At 43.5% G+C, this 19,414-nt stretch carries 15 protein-coding genes; 9 read left to right on the forward strand and 6 right to left on the reverse strand.

Annotated elements, in window-relative coordinates; translation table 11 throughout:
- The first annotated feature begins 13 nt into the window (after window positions 1–13).
- Complete coding sequence (gene ettA, locus JMX96_RS06710; protein ID WP_057757965.1) at window positions 14–1,675, forward strand: energy-dependent translational throttle protein EttA; 1,662 nt, start codon at window positions 14–16, stop codon at window positions 1,673–1,675.
- Between the two features lie 102 nt (window positions 1,676–1,777).
- Here the strand turns inward: ettA and plsB are convergent, their stop codons facing one another.
- Window positions 1,778–4,414, reverse strand: a complete 2,637-nt coding sequence (gene plsB, locus JMX96_RS06715; RefSeq protein ID WP_370587176.1) for a glycerol-3-phosphate 1-O-acyltransferase PlsB — start codon at window positions 4,412–4,414, stop codon at window positions 1,778–1,780.
- Window positions 4,415–4,820: 406 nt separating this feature from the next.
- On the opposite strand from plsB, the gene ybaK reads away from it, so the two are divergent.
- Entirely contained in the window at window positions 4,821–5,309 is a 489-nt protein-coding gene (gene ybaK, locus JMX96_RS06720) for a Cys-tRNA(Pro) deacylase (RefSeq protein WP_201568196.1), read from the forward strand.
- Between the two features lie 204 nt (window positions 5,310–5,513).
- Window positions 5,514–5,888, forward strand: a complete 375-nt coding sequence (locus JMX96_RS06725) for a 5-carboxymethyl-2-hydroxymuconate Delta-isomerase (RefSeq protein WP_101204592.1) — start codon at window positions 5,514–5,516, stop codon at window positions 5,886–5,888.
- Between the two features lie 113 nt (window positions 5,889–6,001).
- On the opposite strand, the gene JMX96_RS06730 is transcribed toward JMX96_RS06725, so the two are convergent.
- On the reverse strand, window positions 6,002–7,822 hold the full coding sequence (locus JMX96_RS06730; RefSeq protein ID WP_201568197.1) for an acyl-CoA dehydrogenase C-terminal domain-containing protein: 1,821 nt from the start codon (window positions 7,820–7,822) through the stop codon (window positions 6,002–6,004).
- Window positions 7,823–8,203: 381 nt separating this feature from the next.
- Here JMX96_RS06730 and JMX96_RS06735 point away from each other — a divergent pair, with 381 nt between their 5' ends.
- Window positions 8,204–9,325: an FUSC family protein gene (locus tag JMX96_RS06735; RefSeq protein ID WP_201568198.1), complete on the forward strand. Its 1,122-nt coding sequence runs from the start codon at window positions 8,204–8,206 to the stop codon at window positions 9,323–9,325.
- A gap of 31 nt (window positions 9,326–9,356) precedes the next feature.
- Here the strand turns inward: JMX96_RS06735 and aroE are convergent, their stop codons facing one another.
- A complete protein-coding gene (aroE, locus tag JMX96_RS06740; protein WP_201568199.1) occupies window positions 9,357–10,220 on the reverse strand; it encodes a shikimate dehydrogenase in 864 nt (287 codons plus the stop codon).
- Window positions 10,221–10,710: 490 nt separating this feature from the next.
- Here aroE and JMX96_RS06745 point away from each other — a divergent pair, with 490 nt between their 5' ends.
- Both JMX96_RS06745 and JMX96_RS06750 read left to right on the forward strand, forming a co-directional pair.
- Window positions 10,711–11,373 carry a hypothetical protein gene (locus JMX96_RS06745; protein WP_201568200.1) on the forward strand — a complete coding sequence of 221 codons (663 nt, stop codon included), beginning with the start codon at window positions 10,711–10,713 and terminating at the stop codon, window positions 11,371–11,373.
- 3 nt (window positions 11,374–11,376) lie between these two features.
- On the forward strand, window positions 11,377–12,387 hold the full coding sequence (locus JMX96_RS06750; protein ID WP_201568201.1) for an aminotransferase class IV: 1,011 nt from the start codon (window positions 11,377–11,379) through the stop codon (window positions 12,385–12,387).
- 3 nt (window positions 12,388–12,390) lie between these two features.
- On the opposite strand, the gene JMX96_RS06755 is transcribed toward JMX96_RS06750, so the two are convergent.
- Window positions 12,391–12,588 (reverse strand): DpnD/PcfM family protein, encoded by a 198-nt coding sequence (locus JMX96_RS06755; protein ID WP_227676961.1) that lies wholly within the window; start codon window positions 12,586–12,588, stop codon window positions 12,391–12,393.
- 143 nt (window positions 12,589–12,731) lie between these two features.
- On the opposite strand from JMX96_RS06755, the gene JMX96_RS06760 reads away from it, so the two are divergent.
- Complete coding sequence (locus JMX96_RS06760; RefSeq protein WP_201568202.1) at window positions 12,732–13,298, forward strand: hypothetical protein; 567 nt, start codon at window positions 12,732–12,734, stop codon at window positions 13,296–13,298.
- Here the strand turns inward: JMX96_RS06760 and JMX96_RS06765 are convergent.
- Window positions 13,290–14,054, reverse strand: a complete 765-nt coding sequence (locus JMX96_RS06765) for a DpnI domain-containing protein (RefSeq protein WP_201568203.1) — start codon at window positions 14,052–14,054, stop codon at window positions 13,290–13,292. The genes JMX96_RS06760 and JMX96_RS06765 overlap by 9 nt on opposite strands.
- A 170-nt stretch (window positions 14,055–14,224) precedes the next feature.
- Here JMX96_RS06765 and mltG point away from each other — a divergent pair, with 170 nt between their 5' ends.
- Entirely contained in the window at window positions 14,225–15,514 is a 1,290-nt protein-coding gene (gene mltG / locus JMX96_RS06770; RefSeq protein ID WP_201568204.1) for an endolytic transglycosylase MltG, read from the forward strand.
- A gap of 88 nt (window positions 15,515–15,602) precedes the next feature.
- Window positions 15,603–16,334, forward strand: coding sequence for a dTMP kinase (gene tmk, locus JMX96_RS06775; RefSeq protein ID WP_413786735.1), 732 nt, complete (start codon window positions 15,603–15,605; stop codon window positions 16,332–16,334).
- Between the two features lie 160 nt (window positions 16,335–16,494).
- Here tmk and JMX96_RS06780 read toward each other — a convergent pair whose 3' ends face one another.
- Window positions 16,495–18,768 (reverse strand): cation:proton antiporter, encoded by a 2,274-nt coding sequence (locus JMX96_RS06780; protein WP_201568205.1) that lies wholly within the window; start codon window positions 18,766–18,768, stop codon window positions 16,495–16,497.
- Between the last annotated feature and the right edge of the window lie 646 nt (window positions 18,769–19,414).

The raw sequence follows: 19,414 nt of genomic DNA on the forward strand, positions 1-19,414 counted from the left end.
TATCGGAGTGTTAATGGCTCAATATATTTACACGATGAACAACGTGTCAAAACTTGTTCCCCCTAAGCGTGAAATCCTAAAAAATATCAACCTATCGTTTTTTCCTGGTGCCAAAATTGGTGTTTTGGGTATCAACGGTTCAGGTAAATCAACCTTGCTACGTATCATGGCAGGCGTGGATACTGAGTTTAGTGGTGAAGCACGCGCGCAAGCAGGTACCAAAGTTGGCTATCTGCCACAGGAACCACAGCTAGATGATAGCAAAGACGTTCGTGGTAATGTCGAAGACGGTATGCGCGAAGCACTAGATGCGCTAGCACGTCTAGATGCTATCTATGCAGAATACGCAGAGCCTGATGCTGATTTTGATAAGCTTGCTGAAGAGCAAGGCAAGATGGAAGATATCATCCAGTCTTGGGATGCGCATAACTTAAACAACCAGCTAGAAAAAGCGGCCGATGCGCTACGTCTGCCACCATGGGATGCTGATGTTAGCAAGCTGTCAGGTGGTGAGAAACGCCGTGTGGCACTATGCCGTCTACTATTGTCGCGCCCTGACATGCTATTACTTGACGAACCGACCAACCATTTGGACGCCGAGTCTGTGGCATGGCTAGAGCAGTTCTTGCAGAACTACAGCGGTACTATCGTTGCCATTACTCATGATCGCTATTTCTTGGATAATGTTGCTCAGTGGATTTTGGAGCTTGACCGTGGCCATGGCTATCCGTATGAAGGCAACTATACTGAGTGGCTAGAGCAAAAGAATACGCGTCTAGAGCAGCAGAACAAGCAAGAAGAATCATTTGCTAAAGCACTAAAAAAAGAGCTTGAGTGGATTCGCAAAAACCAAAAAGGCCAACAGGCTAAGTCTAAATCTCGTGTACAGCGTTTTGAAGAATTGAACTCAACTGAGTTCCAAAAACGTAATGAGACTTCTGAGATTTATATTCCACCTGGTCCACGTTTGGGTAACAAGGTTATTGAGATCAATGACATCTCTAAATCATTCGGCGATCGTCTGCTGTATGAAAACCTAAGCTTTAACGTACCAGCTGGTGGTATCGTTGGTATTATCGGTCCAAATGGTGCAGGTAAAACCACGCTATTTAACATGATTACTGAGCGCGATACCCCAGATACTGGTTCAGTTGATTTGGGTGAAAGTGTTAAAGTTGCCTATGTCGGTCAGGTACGTGATCATCTAGACGACAACAAAACCGTGTGGGAAGAAGTTTCTGACGGTCTCGATATCATTACCGTTGGTGACTACACCACGCCAAGCCGTGCCTATATCGGACGTTTTAACTTCAAAGGCTCAGATCAGCAAAAGCACGTTGGTCAATTATCAGGTGGTGAGCGTAACCGTTTGCAGTTAGCGAAGACGCTAAAGCAAGGCGCAAACGTATTGCTCCTTGATGAACCATCAAACGATTTGGATATCGAAACCTTACGTGCACTAGAGGATGCGATTCAAGTATTCCCAGGTACAGTAATGGTCGTATCGCATGATCGCTGGTTCCTTGATCGTATCGCGACTCATATCTTGGCGTTCGAAGAAGAAGGCCCAGTTTGGTTTGACGGTAACTATACTGAGTTCGAAGCGTATCGCAAGAAAACGATGGGTGATGATGCTAGTCCTAAACGTGCCAAGTATAAGAAAATTACTAACTAATACGGCTGTTTAATATAGTCCAATCCAAAAAAAGACCGCTAATCATTAGCGGTCTTTTTTTGTTTAGCTTAAAATCTTAAAGGGTATGGGTAGTCGTTAAAATTAACGCTTACGTCCAAACTTACGCTGTTTTTTATTACTAATCTCAGTAATAGCGTGAGTGATTTCTTCTTCGTCTAAACTAGCGACTTGTTGCAAGATTTGCATCATATCAGGCGTTAGTACGTACTTAGCATGATGAGCGATATCATTAATACGATGATCGAAAATCAATATGCCTGTTTCATCATTTTTTTGTAGATAGTCAAGACGAGTCAACGCACTGATGAAGCTGGTAAACAAGGCGCGATCAAAGAAGTCAGGAATATCATCAGCATAGAGCACAGACAAACGCTGCCCAAGCAGATGACATAGGTCAACAACTTCGTTTTCAGTTAAATTACCAGAGCCTTGCTGAGCAAGTAGAGCAAGCGTCATAAAGTAACGCTCAAGGCTTTGGCCAACTGGAGTTGCCAGCACTTGCAGCTGCTGATAGTGCTTACTATTAGACTCAGGCACGCTGAGCGTATCATCGCCCAAGTCAACGATGAGCCCATGAGACAGCAAGTTATCAACTTTCTTATTGAGCGTATCAGCCAAGCCATGTGCTGGATAATATAAGAATAGCTCACTTTGTAAGAACGGATATAGCTGCTCAGCGATACTATCGAGACGGCTGCGTTTGATACGTCCGTTGCGTGCGACTAGCGCAGATAGGAACGACAGCAGGATAAAGACATGCAAAATGTTGTTGCGGAAGTAGCTAAGTAATGCTGCTTGCTTACCTGCGACCTGAATGATATCGCCCAAGATATGCGGCGTACGCTCAATAAGTTTTAGTTTAATACCATAATCGATAATTTGCTGCGGCGTCATATCAGTGATAACTGTATCCTCTGAGTAGACCAGCTGCTGAGCCAGACCTTGGTATAAAGCGATTTGCTCGCGGCAAATGTTTTCATCCAATGCAGCTTTCGGTGCCGATAGTAAAACTAATGACAATAGCGATACAGGGGTGACGACTGCAGCTTTATTGATATGCTGCATGACTTTTACGCCGATGTTATCAACCATAGCGCTGGTCTTTTCATCAAGTGGTGAGTCAGTACGATCAGATGGCAAACTATTGGCTGGTACATCGAATTTCGTCATAAAATCGCTAAGGTGCAACGGCGTACCAAAGCTCAAATGCACATTACCGAAGATACGTTCGATTTTGCGGCCAACTTTGAGTAGTCCGATCAAAGACTCTGACTCTTTCGGCTTACCTTTTAGCTCACCGACATACGTGCCGCCTTCCATAATGCGCTCGTAACCAATATAAGTTGGAATAAATACCACAGGTTTATTGGTTTGGCGTAATTGGCTATGCACGGTCATCGCTAGCATACCCATTTTTGGCGGTAGCAATCGACCTGAACGTGAGCGACCACCTTCGATGAAGTATTCAATCGGGGTGTTACGCGTGATAAGGGTATGCATATATTCGCGCAGTACAGCAGTATATAGCGCGTTACCACGGAAACTACGACGAATATAAAAAGCAACGGCACCGCGTAATAGTGGGCCTAATACAGGCACATCCAAGTTGTCGCCTGCTGCGACATAAGGGATACTCAGGCCACGTTTGTAAATAACATAAGACAGTAATAGATAGTCGACATGGCTGCGATGACAAGGCACATAAATCAGCTCATAATCGGTCGCAAGGTCACGTACTCGCTCGAAATGATGGACTTCTACGCCGTCATACAATTGCGTCCACAACCATGTCAGAAATTTATAAAAGCCACGGATGATAGAGTGAGAGTAGTCATTGACCATCTCATTAGCATAGCCTCTGGCCTGACTGCGAGCTTCTCGAACGCTGGTCCCTTTTTCAGCTGCTTCCATCTCGATCGCATGTTTGATCGCTGGCGAGTACACCAGCTTGTCTACCAAGTTACGTCTATCTGATAGATCTGGGCCAAGCATACTGGCGCGCTGTTTATCTAAATAAATCGACAATTGCTGCTGCAACATACGAACCAGTTCACGATTACTATCAGCCGATGCGACTAGCGCATAGTTTGGCGTTTGCTCAGTATCAGCTGCTGCATTACTGTTAGTGGCCGTTGACTCTGTATCGAGTGAATCCGTCGCTGTTAAATTTGCTTTCAGTGCATCTGAGTCAAAGGTAGCAGGTCCTTCCACATCGCCTTTGAGATTATCATTGATAATGGCACGTAAGTCTTGCGGTGGATGAAACTGTACAAAAGTATCGCGGCCCATCACTCCGATATTAAATAATTGTTTAGTGATACTAGGGTCTTGCCAGTTATCAGCAGTCAGCAGCTTAAATAGCGAATCTTCTTTTTCAGGTGCGCGTCCCCACAGAATCGATACTGGCACTAGACGTACTTTCAACTCTGGATATTGCAACACAGCAGATACTAAGCGAGAAAGGCGAGGAGACAGCTGACTGTCTTTGGCACTTGGATGAGTCAAAAATATGATGGCCGCATTTTCTTTAATATTATGGGCGGCATCATTTACTCCAACCAGTGCAGGCGGTAAGTTGTGCTCTTGCGTCTGCAAGTCAATCAGAATACTGTTGGAACGAGAGTAGTCCTGCAGTACATAAAACCGTAGCGTCTGATCATCATTATCGAATTCAGGTAGCTCGCCTAATAGCTTAGGTTTTACGGCGATATCGAGCATCTGACCTGACAGCTTACGATACAGCTGATTGATCGGTGCATTAGAATAAGGCTTAGTAGCGATTGCATTGCCATCAGTTTCAGCAGTGTCAGCTTCAGACGCACGGTCAGTCGCGACCGGCGCTTTAAAAATCCGTTTTTTTAGGAACTTCGGTATCATAATCAGTATCAAAAATAGTCAAATATGTTGCGCTTATGATGCCATAAAAGCCACCAAAGCGATATATAGTGTCTGTATATACTACCAATATTAATACGGTTTGGTTACGCTGTAGTGAGTGACCAATTATACAAAATGCTCAAACATTTGAAAGTTCACATGTTTAGGGTAATAATATATTTTTATCACCGATGACTCATAAATATAGCGTCTACTTCTCTATTTCATTTTACTAAGCCTAAAACTTATGACTCCAGCTATCAATCTTGCCAAAAAACGTAACCTTGATTACAAAGTACACGAATATATTCACGACAGCAATGCCGCATCGTTTGGTTTAGAAGCCGCAGAAAAACTCGGCGTAGCGGTGGCACAGGTATTTAAAACTTTAGTAGTGACTACCGATACTGGTGTGCTCGCTGTGGCGATATTACCAGTAGATAAAACACTTAATTTTAAAAAAATGGCGAAGGCGCTATCTTCTAATAAATTGTTATCCTGCAAGAAAGTACAGATGGCTGACCCCAAACAAGTAGAGCGCAGCACGGGCTATGTGTTGGGCGGCGTCAGTCCACTGGGTCAAAAAAAGCGACTAAAAACCGTGATAGATAGTACAGCTCAAGATCAGGCCACAGTTTATGTGAGTGGTGGCCGCCGCGGTCTTGAGATTGAATTGCCGCCTGCACAGTTGGCCGCGACGCTTGATGCTTGTTTTAGTGATATCACTGATGAATAAAAGATTCTACGAAGGCGATAATCTACCTATTACAAAATGGCCATGTCGGTAATTTTGCTAAGCATATTTATGAGTAATCTATACTGGTTTTGCTTGTATTGAAGAGATTGTGGCGCAAGATTGTTGTAGATTGACCATAGCGATAAGGCGTAGACTTATACGCCAGCTTATCTATTATTTTTATCTACATTTAAGGACATGCTCATGCCACATTTAACCATTCAAGTGACACCCAACGTCAGTATCGCTCACGAAGAATCACTGCTCAAATCGCTAAACAAAGCATTGTGGGATAGTGGTCAGTTTAAGCTGCCTACTGATATCAAAGCACGTATTGTACCTATTAAGTCATTTCTAGTAGGTGTTGAAGACGATGAACAAGCCAATGGATTTATTTATGCCCACCTAAAGCTGATGAGCGGACGTGATATGGCCACTCGTGACCAATTGGCTGAGCTGTTGGTTGCTACTATCGAAGAAAAAATAGGCGCAGAGCAGTCAGGGCGTGCGGCATTGCAGATATGTGTAGAAGTTGAAGAGATAAGTGCGGTCTATCATAAGAAAATGCTTGGTAGCTAACAGTGCTTGCCTTAAATTACTCATTGCTGTGTATTCTGTATAAGCAGATTTTTAGTTAAGCATAAAAAAGCGCCTAAATGATAGGCGCTTTTTTATTGATTATCGATGCAGTTTTAGTCTAAGAAAGAAAAGTGATCGATTTCCATTGATGTCATGCTTTCGCTTGGTGCAACCATCGCTTCTGCGTGACCAGAAGTACGTGGTAGCAACTTATCAAAATAGAATTCAGCAGTCTGAATTTTTGCTTTGTAGAATTCTGGTGCTTCTGTGCCGCCATTTTCTAGCTTTTCATAAGCGACCGCTGCCATACGAGCCCAATGATAACCCATCATTACGTAGCCTGAATACATTAGGAAGTCCTCTGACGCTGCTGAGATGATTTCACGATCTTTACGTGCCATCAGCATCAAGCGTACCGTCAAGGTATTCCACTCAGCACATAGCTTGGTCAATGCCCAAACGAATTTACGCATTTCTTTATCGAGTGCGTACTCGCCACACCATTTCATGATGCTTGACGTGTAGTCACGGATAATCTTACCTTTAGACTGTAAGATAACCTTACGACCTAGTAGATCAAGTGCTTGTACGCCAGTAGTCCCTTCGTACATCGTCGCAATACGAGCATCACGAGCGATCATCTCCATGCCCCATTCTTTGATGTAGCCGTGACCACCATAGACTTGCTGACCATGCTTAGCAGCTTCGATACCTAGCTCAGTTAAGAAGCCTTTTAGAATTGGCGTATAGAAGCCCAATTTGTCGTCCCACTTTTCGAACTCTTCATCATCGCCATTGACAATACCTTGTGCCATTTTGTCGGCATAACGTGCTGAATGATAAATCATTGAGCGACCGCCTTCAGCAAAGGCTTTTTGCGTCAGTAGCATACGGCGTACGTCAGCATGATGGATGATAGCATCAGCTACTTTTTCAGGATCTTTAGTACCAGATAGCGTACGCATAGAACGACGCTCTTTGGCATATGGCAGTGCATTTTGGAAAGACAATTCAGTATGCGCTAGACCTTGGATACCAGTACCGATACGAGCCGTGTTCATGAATGTGAACATGGCTTTTAGGCCTTTGTGCGGTTCGCCGATTAGATAGCCGACTGCGCCGTCAAAGTTCAATACACACGTCGAAGATGCGCTGATGCCCATTTTGTGCTCGATTGAACCACAAACTACGGCATTGCGCTCGCCAGCTTCACCTTCAGCGTTTGGCGTGAATTTTGGTACGATAAATAGTGAGATACCGCGCGTGCCTTCTGGTGCATTTGGTAGGCGTGCTAGGACGATATGGACGATATTATCTGTTAAGTCATGCTCACCGCTTGAGATAAAGATTTTGGTACCGCTGATTTTATAAGTACCGTCATCTTGTGGAATGGCTTTTGATTTAACTTGACCCAAATCTGTACCACACTGTGGTTCAGTCAGACACATGGTACCTGCCCACGAGCCTTCAACCAACTTAGGTAGATACAGGGCTTTTTGCTCATCCGTACCGTATTGCAGTAGCGTGTTGATACAACCTGTTGAAAGACCAGGATACATTGACCATGACCAGTTAGCAGTACCGATCATCTCAGCTTTAATAAGGTTGATTGACGTTGGCAGATTCATACCACCGAATTCTTCAGGATATGAGATACCTTGCCAGCCGCCTTCTACAAACTGGTCATAAGCCTCTTTGAAGCCCTTTGGCGTGGTCACGACGCCAGCTTCAAAATGACAGCCTTCTTCACCACCTGATTGATAGAGCGGGGCAATGACGTTTTCAGCAAAATCAGCCATGCCTTGTAGAATCATGTCTACAGTTTCAGGATCAGCGTTTTCGCCGTTGTCTAAGCTTTTATAATGCGTCTGATAGTCAAATACATCATTGATCAAAAATTTGATATCACGTAAGGGGGCTTTGTAAGTTAACATAATCGCTCTCTTTGGTTAGTTCGCTATCATAGACTTATGGCGCAATATCTGAGTCACAACTTATGTAAGCGATATTTACTTATTTTAGATGAGCTAGACGTTATATTAGTCATCAAGTGAATTATTAGTGGACAGCTTTCTAGTGTATTAGTTATTAGAACGTCTTTAGCGACGGACAGCTGTTATGGCGTTGATATGATTATAAATCTTAAACAGCGACAAATATACAACTAATAACTATTATTCATGATTAATTATGTTATTAATTCATTTTAGTTTGTATAGGTAAATTGTATCTTCGCTTGAAATTATTCTATAAAGGGCTATGTAGACTCATCTAAATTCAAAGGAAAATGGACTTATCAAATAGGAAAGCCATTTATGAGCACCTCAAAAAAGCAACAGCGAGCTTCTTGGTGGAGCGCACTATTAACTCGTATTAAGGGGTTAATCGATGGTGAGCTGAATCATTTACTCACAGTCAATCGCAGTCAGCGACCATGGCATATGCCAATCATCGCGGCGATTGCGATTAGCTTTCCGGTGTTTGTAGGGGCTTATTTTGGTGACTTGTCTTCAGGTATCAAAGCCTCGCTAGGCTCAATGATTATTTTAAACCTACCATTTTCAGGAGGACTACCACATCGGCTAGTGACAGTTATGGCTTGGGGGTTTGCGATGATACTCAGCTTTGCACTGGGTCTGATCGCGCAGTTATTACCAGTATTTCGGCTACCTGTGTTTGTGCTGATTGGCATTAGTGTAGTGATGTTAGGTCGTTACTATCGGCAACCACCACCAGCGGGATTGTTTGTGTTGATGGCGGGTGCGATTGCGCTATTTATCCCCGTGCCGATTGATCAAGTACTCTCAGCGATAGGGCTTGTGATATTGGGTAGTGGCTCCTCGATGTTGCTAGCGCTATTCTATAGTTTGTTCTTATTGGCGACGCGTCCAGTTGCTTCTGTACCTGTCTATGACTATCAGCCTGACATGATTAGCGATAGTCTTATCGTGGTAAGTTTTGTTAGTTTGGCATTGGTCATCGCCGTTCTGTTAGAGCTGCCTTATCCATACTGGGCAGCGATGAGCTGTTTTATTATTATCCAAGGTATGCAGCTACGAACCATGTGGATCAAGCAGTTGCATCGGTTGTTAGGTACATTAGCTGGCATGGGAGTGGCGGGCTGGATGCTGTCTTGGGGACTATCAGGATGGGGCATTGCTATCGCGATACTATGTATGATGTTTTTGATTGAGTCATTTGTGGATCGGCATTATGGACTGGCGGTGATATTTATCACGCCGCTGACGATATTTATCGCTGAGTACGGTAGTACGATGTCAGTGCCACCAGTCGCTGGAGACGTTATCCAAGCGCGTATGATTGATACGGTGCTCGGCTGCGTGATTGGATTGAGTGGTGGTCTGGCGATACACTCTACGCGATTGCGTGTACCGCTACGCCGTTTTGAAAATTGGCTACTACTACGTTTTAGTTAATAGCCATAGCTCTACAATGCTTTCTCTTTGATTAACGGTCTTTATTTAACGCTGTTGTCGCTTGTGCTACATCGATAGTATGCCCAGTCCAACGCTCAAAGCTTAAAGCGGCTTGACCGATAAGCATACCGTAGCCTTCTGAGGTCTGTGCACCACGAGCAGAAAAATGCTGCAAGAATGGCAGCGGACGACCATACATCATGTCGTAAGCGTATTGACAGTTTAGAGCATCATCTAGCGGTAGCGTATCACCTGATAGACCGATAGAAGTGGCATTAATAATAATGTCAAAAGAGCTACTAAGTTCATTGGTCGCGCAAACCTCGATATTTTGGTCGTCGATTACTGAGCTGGCCGCACTGAGCTCATTTACCAAATCGGCTGCCTTAGACACGGTGCGATTGGCGATCGTGAGAGAGTTAATACCTGCTTCAAATAACGGTAATACCACGCCACGCGCTGCACCGCCTGCACCTATTAGCGCCACACGAGCATCGGTCAGCGGCCAGTCCATACTCATAATGTGATTGATAAGTCCTTGTCCATCCGTGTTATCACCATAGAGTGCATCAGTGATTGGCCCGCCGCTTTCTAGTAGTGCTTTGTTCAATAGTAACGTATTGACTGCACCTGCCGTCTTGGCATGTTCTGATAAACCACCACGCGCTGCGCAGCAGTCATAAGCGACTTGTTTAAAAGGAACTGTCACGTTAGCGCCCACACCGCCACCGCAAAAAAACGCCTCAACGACAGCTGTAAAACTGGCGGTATCATCAGGGCAGTACTGACGCTGATAGCTAATATCAATCCCTGCTTGTACAGCAAACTGCTCATGAATTTCAGGAGATTTACTATGGGCGATTGGATTGCCAATAACGATAAAGTGTTGGGTCATAAATAGTCCGCTGGCTAAAAAACAAAAATACTATCAAAGAAGCAATAAGTAGTGCTCAATCATCATAAGGGATAACGCTATGATTGACAAACCAAGAGGCTATTACCAATCGATTATTAAAAAGCGACAGCGTTAGTCAGAGGCTGCCTTATCGCTTTTGAAAATAAATTATGATATTGAAGCAGCTTTAGGTAATTAGTACGCAGGCAGTTTTCTACTTTCTACTGAAGAGAAGGTCGTTTTAGTACGTTATATATTTAACAAATCTGTACTCTCGGGGAGTGCTCCGCGTAACGTAAAAGGTAGTCAAGTGCTGAGCAGTTGGGTAAACTATAAAATATGGAAACCTATATCAATATGCTGTAATGACTGCTAGATTATAATGTTTGTGAAATATGCTCTTTATTGAAAACTATTCGTTATCAGCGGCGTTCCTGCCAGCTCGTTAATACTATTTCGAGATCAATCTAAAAGTGTGAGTAAATTATCCATGTGGAATCCTAACCTACAGACCCTTCTAGTCGGTACGATAATGGCAGTTAGTGTGACGCTCAGTGGCTGTGATAGCACCAAAGAAGATGCTCCAAATCCAGATGCTGAGACCACTGAGCAGGCAACAAAGAATGAGCCAGTACAGGACAGCGCAAACAATCCTGACCTAGATGGTGCCACTGCTCAGCAAGGCACGCCAGTGAGATATGATGTCGCAGCATGGGGTACGGATAAGGTTGAGTCGCTCGCTGTGGATGAGTTAGATAGTATAAAATCGGTGTTTGGCGAAGTGATGAGTACTGACGAAAACAGCCTAGACTATGCCAGTAATCCAGCGGCAAAATATCGCTTTATGAAAACGGATGCGCCTTATCTAGATATCATCGACTCTGAAAAATATCTAGAGCTAGGCTGGTACTATGCCAATCCTACTGACACAGACAAAGAAAAAGAGCTGAGCCAAAACCACGCCAAAAAAGCCTATCAGCTATCGCGTCAATTGATGGGCGATGATGGCGGAAAAATGGTTGCTGATATGCTCAATAGTCAAATCATTAAAAATAGAATCGTCGGTGGACAAAAAATAGAGCTAGCAAAATGCGAGTTTTATAGTTGCATGCTGGTTATCAATAAAGCCGCTGCTCAAGCAGACAATAGCTAAATCATGACCGATACGACGTCAGTGCCAAACGGTTGGGTGTGTCTGTACCCACAAGACGACAGGGTGATCGAAGACAATAGTGTGACCGAAGATAATAGGTCGACCAGCCAAACGGTAACGATGTCTTTAGATAATCGCGGGCTGGCATACGCTGATGGGTTTTTTACCACCATGGGCATCATCGATGGGTTGATACTATGGTCAGACTACCATTATCAGCGGCTCGTCTCTCATGCTAAAGCCTTGCAGCTAAACATAAGTAGCGAAGAGCTATTAGCCGTACTGCAACTGTATGCCCAGCAGTTAGAGCAAGGTATGCTCAAGCTAGTAGTCTCCCGCGCTGCGCAGAATGTACGCGGTTATGGTTATACACCTAGTGCAGATGGTAGCGACTGTGAGATATGGCTAAAGGCTACCGCAATGCGAGTTTCTACTGCACTGCAATTGTCCTTGCCTGATGGAAACTTAGTACCTATCCAACCTAATGCTTCGGCAATATGTTTGGCTTCTCAGATTGCTTGCTTACCGCCACCGCTGGCAGGTCTCAAGAGCCTTAATCGTTTAGACAATGTCCTCGCTAGTGGTGAGCTACAACGTATAAAAGCTGAGCCATTGGCATCAAAGCTTGCTTCAACACTTGGTGAAGGTCTGCTACGTGATATGAGCGGGCAGTGGGTTGAGGGTACGATGAGTAATGTATTCTATCAATTGGCAGAAGCACCACTATCAGAATCCAAAACTGCCTCTAGCGTTCATAAAGACAATGAAAACTACCTAACCACCGGTCAGTGGTACACCCCTTCTATGGCTCAATCGGGTGTTGCTGGCGTCATGCGTCAGGTAATTATAGATGCGCTATCCACGACACAATACCCAGTCATAATCAGGTCGCTACAAGATGAGGATTTACCTAAAGTAACGCAGTTATTCTTTTGCAATGCACTGCGCGGTATCATGCCAATGAGCAGTCTAACTTTATTGTCAGGTGATGTTGTGGATTTTGAATCCGTTTAGTTGTTATTGAAAAACAACAAATTTGGTATCAATAAAATCATCTGGATATAAAACCACTTGCTCATTTCTATACATTTCTTGCGCTTTCAAAAGGGCACTTTGCTCATCTTCTGCGACAACATCCACGATAGTGCTTAATGTTTCGACAATTTCAACTTGAAAGGTTTGTGCTGCCTTTTTATCTTTTCTTATTATATTCACACTCGATTCTCATATATCACTTCAGTCATTTATACCAAGTAGATTAGCAAAAGCCCTCAAAACAAGTGATCGTCTTTTGTTACGCAGACTTGTGCCATAAAGCAAATCGATCAATGCTGCTTATCTAATAAGGAGATAAGCCAATGTACGAAGTTTATGAAGATGAAAGTATCCCGCTACAAATCCGTCGTTTGATGGTTTTTGATGAAATCTGTAAATTAGCGAAGAAAGAACCTGATGAAATTATTCATTTATCAAAATTTACTCAGTTATCACTCGGAGTTATGTATCTAAAGGATTTTAAGAAATTTATAGCCTTTGGTGGTGTGTTTGAGTATGCACAAACACCCGAAGAAGTTATTGAGCAACGTATTCGCATTTTTCCTAACGACGAGCCAGTAAAGTGCGCGCTGACTGTTAATCTAAAGCAGTTTACTCGCCCAGCTAGTACACCTATACAATTAGTGTGGTATTGGAATAAATATGTAAAGAATAGAATGCATGCTTATGTTGACTATCGTGAAGAAGTTTTCTTTCGGATAAATGATGAAATTGATTCGGATTACCCACCGCATAAGCTTCATGACCGTCTAGTTGCGACAGCTCGTCTGCCACTATGGGATGATAGAGATGAGTTAATTGCAGATGTATACCGCGACAAAAAAGGACAGCCAAGACCTAAGCACTACAACGAGAAGCGACTAGTATAATTTTCGATAGTGACCACGGCTTACAAATTCAATGATGCCTTTATCTCGTAATACTTGTAATTGTTGGCGGATTTTATCTTTTACGTGGTTGTTTTCAGGATGTTTGAGCCGCAACTCATCAGCAAAAGCATAAACTTGATTGAGAGAAAACCTGACATCGAGACGGTCGATACATTGCCAGACGTCGAGTGTCCAACCGCGTGAAGCCATAGATTGTTTGCGTAAAAATAAAGTCTTTTGGAACTGTTGGGTGACATTTTCACGCGGTATAACTTGTTGGTCTTTGACCAAAAATACTTTGCCCGATTCGGGTACTTGGCGTAAGTCAATATTGCAACCAACCCAACCTGCTCGTTTGGCATTCACTGATAAGGGTTTACGCTTAACAATAATATCGGGCGTAAAGAAATGCTTGGGAATAATCAGAAAATTATTGACGGTGTATTCTTTTGAGTAGGTTAAAAAGAAAAAGCTGGGATTGTTCTTACTATTGATACGCTCAATCATCGTCTTATAAGCGCCATCATCGACAACATTGCTTAACTTGGCTTTTTTACTTTTTAGCTCATATTGCTCATTACAATTTTCGCAATAAAAATCAGCGACAGGTTTGTTATTAGCAAACTCAGCTAGCGATTGGGCGCTACAATTGGTGCAGTAACTATTTTCTTTTACCCATGCTTCACTGAGTACACGAACTTTTTGAGGTTCAGAGTGATAGTTTTTAGCAAGACTTTGGTTAAAATGTAGGTTCATAAGATATTTTCATTATTAATAGATAAGCTGAGAATACTGAAAAAAACACCTAAGTATTAAGCCATATAAACGGCTATCAATAGCAAGATAATTCATAAGCTAAGCAAATACCATTGAAAATCGCACGGTTCAGTGCTAAATTCTAGCAAACATCTGCCTCGCGAGTTGCCATGAGCAAGCCTACACCCAATATACCACCTGAACGTCCCAATGAGTCGCCGTCAAACAAACAAGATGGCACAGTCGAGGAGCGTGTCGATACTACGCTGCCGGACGCGCAACCAGTGGTAGATGAGGTGGAAGACACATCAGCAACGCCAGCAACCAACGTCTCGCTCATCAGCGGCAACAGTAAACCGCGCCAATATAAAGTCAATAACCCATCGTTTTTTATGCAACGCGGCTATCAAGTGCTGCTAGTGTTGGGGCTAATTGCTGCGTTTTTATTGGTCATGGTTTATCAGACGTTGTTTGGTCGTATCGAGCAGCCGCAGCAAATGGTCACGATTGAGCCAGGTCAGACGTATTATGGTCTATTACCGCAGTGGCAGCAGCAGATTCCGCTGTTTTCGGCAGGCGTGGCCAAGCTGTATATCAAATCGCAAGTCGATGCGCCGTTGCATGCTGGTACGTATCAATTACCCGAGAACCCGACTATCGCTGAGGCACTACAAATACTAGGTCAAGGCGCAAAAGCAGCCATGGTCAAGGTACAGATTATCGAAGGTAAGACATCTAAAGACCTTTATCAAGCGCTGCGTGACAACGACAAAATCGAAAAAGAAGTACTGACCGCAGATAGTGACAATGCCAGTATCGCCCAAGCATTAGATTTGACGGGTGTATTGCCAGACAGTGTGGCTAATAGTAGTGACCCGATTGTTAATTATAATCTTGAAGGTTGGTTCGCGCCTGACACTTATTATTATGGTGAAGGAACCAGCGATAAAAAAGTATTGACTGACTTGTATAAGCGTCAGCAGCAGGTACTGACTGATGCGTGGGAAAATCGTGCGCCGAATCTGCCTTACAAGAGTCCATATGAAGCGTTAGTGATGGCGTCTATTATTGAAAAAGAGACCAGCGTTGCTGATGAACGCCCTTTAGTTTCTGCCGTATTTAGAAATCGCTTAAATAAAAACATGCGTATGCAGACGGACCCAACCATTATCTATGGTATGGGCAGTCGTTATGATGGCAATATTCGCCGCAAAGACATCAATGAAAAAACGTCTTACAACACCTACCAAATTGATGGTTTACCGCCAACGCCAATTGCGCTACCATCAGCGGCCTCTATCGAAGCGACCTTACATCCTGCTGATAGTGAAGCGCTGTATTTTGTGGCAACGGGCAATGGTGGGCACAAATTTACCAATAGCTTGGCTGAGCACAATCAAGCGGTAAAAGACTATCTCAGTGTCATGCGTGAGAAGAAATCTCAAACGCCGCCGCAGTAATATTCCTTCTTAATCTTCTTAAAAAACTTATCGTTTATTGAGTGCTACAAAGTAGAGGTAGCGCTCATCAATGACATAAGGTCATATCATGTCAGTATCTATGCACACCAGCGCAACACCATCACATACCAACACACAATCATCGAATCTACTTGAATCAAGTGCTTCAAATACGGAGACGGCACCTACTTTAGGTCGCTTTATTAGTTTTGAAGGAACCGAAGGCGTGGGGAAAACCACCGCGATTGAACAGTTATGCTTTCGCTTAGAAGCTAATGGTATTCCATATCTGCGTACTCGTGAACCGGGTGGTAGCCCATTTGCTGAGCAATTGCGTGACATATTATTGGACCCAGCGACTGATATCGAAGACGATACCGAGTTGCTGCTATTGTTTGCGGCGCGCTGTGATCACATGCAGCAAGTCATTTTACCAGCGCTCCAAAATGGTACTTGGGTCATATGTGACAGGTTTACCGACTCTACTATTGCGTATCAGGGCTTTGGGCGTGCTTATGGTGACGAGCTGGTACGCGGCAAAATCGATATGCTGATCAAACAATTTGTGACGCAGCTTCCTGAGCTGACATTGTGGTTGGATTTGCCAGTAGCAGAGGGCATGAAACGTGCCAACAAGCGCAGTGCAGCAGATCGTTTTGAGCAGCAAGCTACCGAGTTTTTTACTTGGGTGCATACTGGTTTTAGCCAGCTAGCGAGCGAATACCCTGAGCGTATACAGCGTATTGATGCATCGGGCAGTACGGATGATGTGAGTGCGCGTATATGGCAGACTGTTATGGACAGATTCGATATCAAATAATTAAATTTTGCCAAATAGATTTATAAGGCAGTTAGATGTATCGATATCCAGTTAGCCAGTTAGCCAGTTAGCACCAACAAAAAGCCCCAGCAATATGCTGGGGCTTTTTATGAAGGTAAATATTTTATCTTTAAGTCAATAAAGCAGATAACAACGCATATTATTTGTCGTCTGACTTATCTACTTTTACATCCTCAGTAGTAGCGATAGAGGCGTCGCTATCTTGAGCAGAGTCAGGTAGTCGATTTGGGTCAAGCGCTCCTTTTTTGTTTTTAGGGGCACTACCATTGCCATTACTGTTCGTAGAGGTTTTGGTCTTCGAAGTCGCTGTCGAGTTTGCAGACATGACACCTTTATTATCCCCACTAGTAGCAGACGTTTTTGGCTCTTCTACTGGCTCACTTTTCTCTACAGTAGTGCTAGAAGGTGACTTAGTCTCAATGTTACTGCTTTGGGTAGCTGATGACGGATTAGCAGTGTTTTGCTCATCACTTTTGTCACTATCTACCGAAGGCTCTGGCGCTGCTGTTTGGCTATCGTCAGGGTTAGGCTCCTGCTCTTTACGCTTTTCAGGAGCTTTTGAGTTGGATTCAAAGTTAGCATCAGCTGCCATGCGAGCCTGCTCTTGTTTAGGCGTTACATCGACTGGCTTCGGCTGTACTTCATCGTCTACCACTAGCGATATAAGCTTACGGTCACGAGGGACAGTACCGTCAAATTTATCGGTGATGACGTGCAGTTTGCCTTCTTTGTCGACGGTATATAGCGGTACGAATTGCTTATTATCCGCTTTATACTGCTCAAAGCTATAGCTATCCGTGATATTGGTAATCTTAATTCGAGCTTTTTTGGACAGCATACTGGCAAGCTTGGTATAGGTCACATCTTTGCCAAACAGCCACTGTGAATGGAAGTTCGATTGCTTATCATCACGCTCGCTTTTAACTTTTTCATCACTGAATTTAAGACGGTATAGCTTACGCTCACCAAATTCATGACGATAATGAATCTCGGACAAAGTATTCATTTCTTTGTCCATACTCATCGCAAACAAGCGACCAATACCGATTAGATCCAGATGATGATCTGCGTGATCAGAGATAGGGTTGCCAAAGTAAGTACGCAGACCGCTCATGCGTGCGCGAGCAATATTGGTGTAGTTATTGTGCGCAACGATGACGTCAAAGCCTTGGTCTTTGAGAGAGGTAGCAATCAATAGCGCAATTGGGTTTGAGCCAACGATAAGGATACCGTTGGTCTCAGGCTCACGTACGCCTAGTAAATTACCGACGACCTTTGCACCTAGGCCCTGAATCATGACCGTACCGATAATGACCATAAATACGAGCGGTACAAGCAGTTCAACGCCCTGAATATCATACTCTTGCAAACGAATCGCAAACAGTGATGAGATAGCAGCAGCGACGATACCACGTGGCCCAATCCAGCTAATCATCAGCTTTTCATTGGTCTTAAGGTTCGAGCCGATAGCCGATGCCCAGACTGATAGTGGGCGTGCGACAAACATCACGATAGCGAGCAGCACTAGCCCTGCAAAACCAACACTAAGCAAGCTTGCCAACTCTACACGCGCCGCCAGAATAATGAACAGCACTGAAATCAGTAAAATGGTTAATGATTCATTAAACTCTAAAATCGTCTCACGTGGGAATTTTGGCCAGTTTGCCAATGCCACGCCCAATACTGTAACAGTTAACAGACCTGATTCATGCTCTAGATGATTTGATATTGAAAATAAGACCAGTACAAATGCTAGGGTAAAAACATTACGCAAAAACTCAGGAATCATATGACGACGCATGAGGAATGCAAGTAGCCAAGCGCCTGCCATACCCATTGCCGTTGCCAATACGACAATCTTAGCAAATAGTAGAATACTACTGGCTTCGCCGCCTGAGATAATGTACTCATAGACCAATACCACAGCGATAGCGCCGATTGGGTCAATGATAATACCTTCCCATTTCAAGATGTTGGAAATGGTTTTGTTAGGGCGTACACTGCGTAGCAGCGGCATGATAACCGTTGGACCAGTCACACAGACCAGTGCACCAAACAGCAACGCAATCAATGGATCGACATCGAATAGTAAATAAGTCGATAGTGCCACGATAGCAATGGTAATCAGTACACCGACCGATACCAGCATCTGTACCACGGTACCATGCTGCTTAATCTCATCGAACTCTAGCGTTAGCGATCCTTCAAATAGGATAATCGCCACGCCCAAAGAGATGAAAGGAAACATCAGCTCGCCCAACACCAAGTCTGGGTCAAATACACCCAGCACTGGGCCGACGATAATACCAATCAGTAATAAAAATAAAATGGATGGTTGCTTTAAATACCAAGCCAACCATTGGGCGGCAATGCCAATCCCAACCACGCCGGATAGCAAAAGGGCGGTATCCATAAATTAATCCTTTTATAATCTTGTCATATTTTATATCTATCGATAGCTGTTATAAGATAGTCGCTACCGCTTATTTAACATTAAGTTGTTATCCGTTTTTGTTGTAGCTAGACCATCGCACTGATAGCCATCATGAATCACAACATAAGCTAGATATGATATAACTACTATAAAGTAGCAAAGACAAAAGCGCTTCTAGATAAATCACAATACGCTAGAAATGCAAAAGATGGAAAACAAGAGTGATGATAGCCAGTTTATAAGCCTGCAATAAACAGCCCTATATAAAAGCTAACTTTTGTTTGTTTAGTAAAATATTTGGTTTGACATCATACCATGATTTTATTTCAAGCTGATGTAAGCCGTACCTGCTAAAAAGCTATCTTACGGCCATAAAAGTATACGAAGCCCGTATGAAATAACGCTGCCTTGGGTTATCCTGCACTATGCAAAGGACATCAGCTCAATACTTCAAGTTTTTATTTATCATACAGTAGCTGCGTGAGGCATGCACGTCACGCACAGGATAATAGTGTTGGCGCTATGAAATATCATATACTGATAGCTGACATGGTTTATTTTTATAAGACACTATTAACCATCTTCTAAAGACAAGCACTCTATAAATATTCAAGTAATGAGTAGG

It is taken from the genome of Psychrobacter sp. JCM 18900 (assembly GCF_904846625.1).
Lineage (GTDB): Bacteria > Pseudomonadota > Gammaproteobacteria > Pseudomonadales > Moraxellaceae > Psychrobacter.

Bases quoted from the DNA above. Each gene is read 5' to 3' on its own strand.
- ettA (WP_057757965.1), top strand. From the start codon at position 14: ATGGCTCAATATATTTACACGATGAACAACGTGTCAAAACTTGTTCCC.
- plsB (WP_370587176.1), bottom strand. From the start codon at position 4,414: ATGCTCGATATCGCCGTAAAACCTAAGCTATTAGGCGAGCTACCTGAA.
- ybaK (WP_201568196.1), top strand. From the start codon at position 4,821: ATGACTCCAGCTATCAATCTTGCCAAAAAACGTAACCTTGATTACAAA.
- JMX96_RS06725 (WP_101204592.1), top strand. From the start codon at position 5,514: ATGCCACATTTAACCATTCAAGTGACACCCAACGTCAGTATCGCTCAC.
- JMX96_RS06730 (WP_201568197.1), bottom strand. From the start codon at position 7,822: ATGTTAACTTACAAAGCCCCCTTACGTGATATCAAATTTTTGATCAAT.
- JMX96_RS06735 (WP_201568198.1), top strand. From the start codon at position 8,204: ATGAGCACCTCAAAAAAGCAACAGCGAGCTTCTTGGTGGAGCGCACTA.
- aroE (WP_201568199.1), bottom strand. From the start codon at position 10,220: ATGACCCAACACTTTATCGTTATTGGCAATCCAATCGCCCATAGTAAA.
- JMX96_RS06745 (WP_201568200.1), top strand. From the start codon at position 10,711: ATGTGGAATCCTAACCTACAGACCCTTCTAGTCGGTACGATAATGGCA.
- JMX96_RS06750 (WP_201568201.1), top strand. From the start codon at position 11,377: ATGACCGATACGACGTCAGTGCCAAACGGTTGGGTGTGTCTGTACCCA.
- JMX96_RS06760 (WP_201568202.1), top strand. From the start codon at position 12,732: ATGTACGAAGTTTATGAAGATGAAAGTATCCCGCTACAAATCCGTCGT.
- JMX96_RS06765 (WP_201568203.1), bottom strand. From the start codon at position 14,054: ATGAACCTACATTTTAACCAAAGTCTTGCTAAAAACTATCACTCTGAA.
- mltG (WP_201568204.1), top strand. From the start codon at position 14,225: ATGAGCAAGCCTACACCCAATATACCACCTGAACGTCCCAATGAGTCG.
- tmk (WP_413786735.1), top strand. From the start codon at position 15,603: ATGTCAGTATCTATGCACACCAGCGCAACACCATCACATACCAACACA.
- JMX96_RS06780 (WP_201568205.1), bottom strand. From the start codon at position 18,768: ATGGATACCGCCCTTTTGCTATCCGGCGTGGTTGGGATTGGCATTGCC.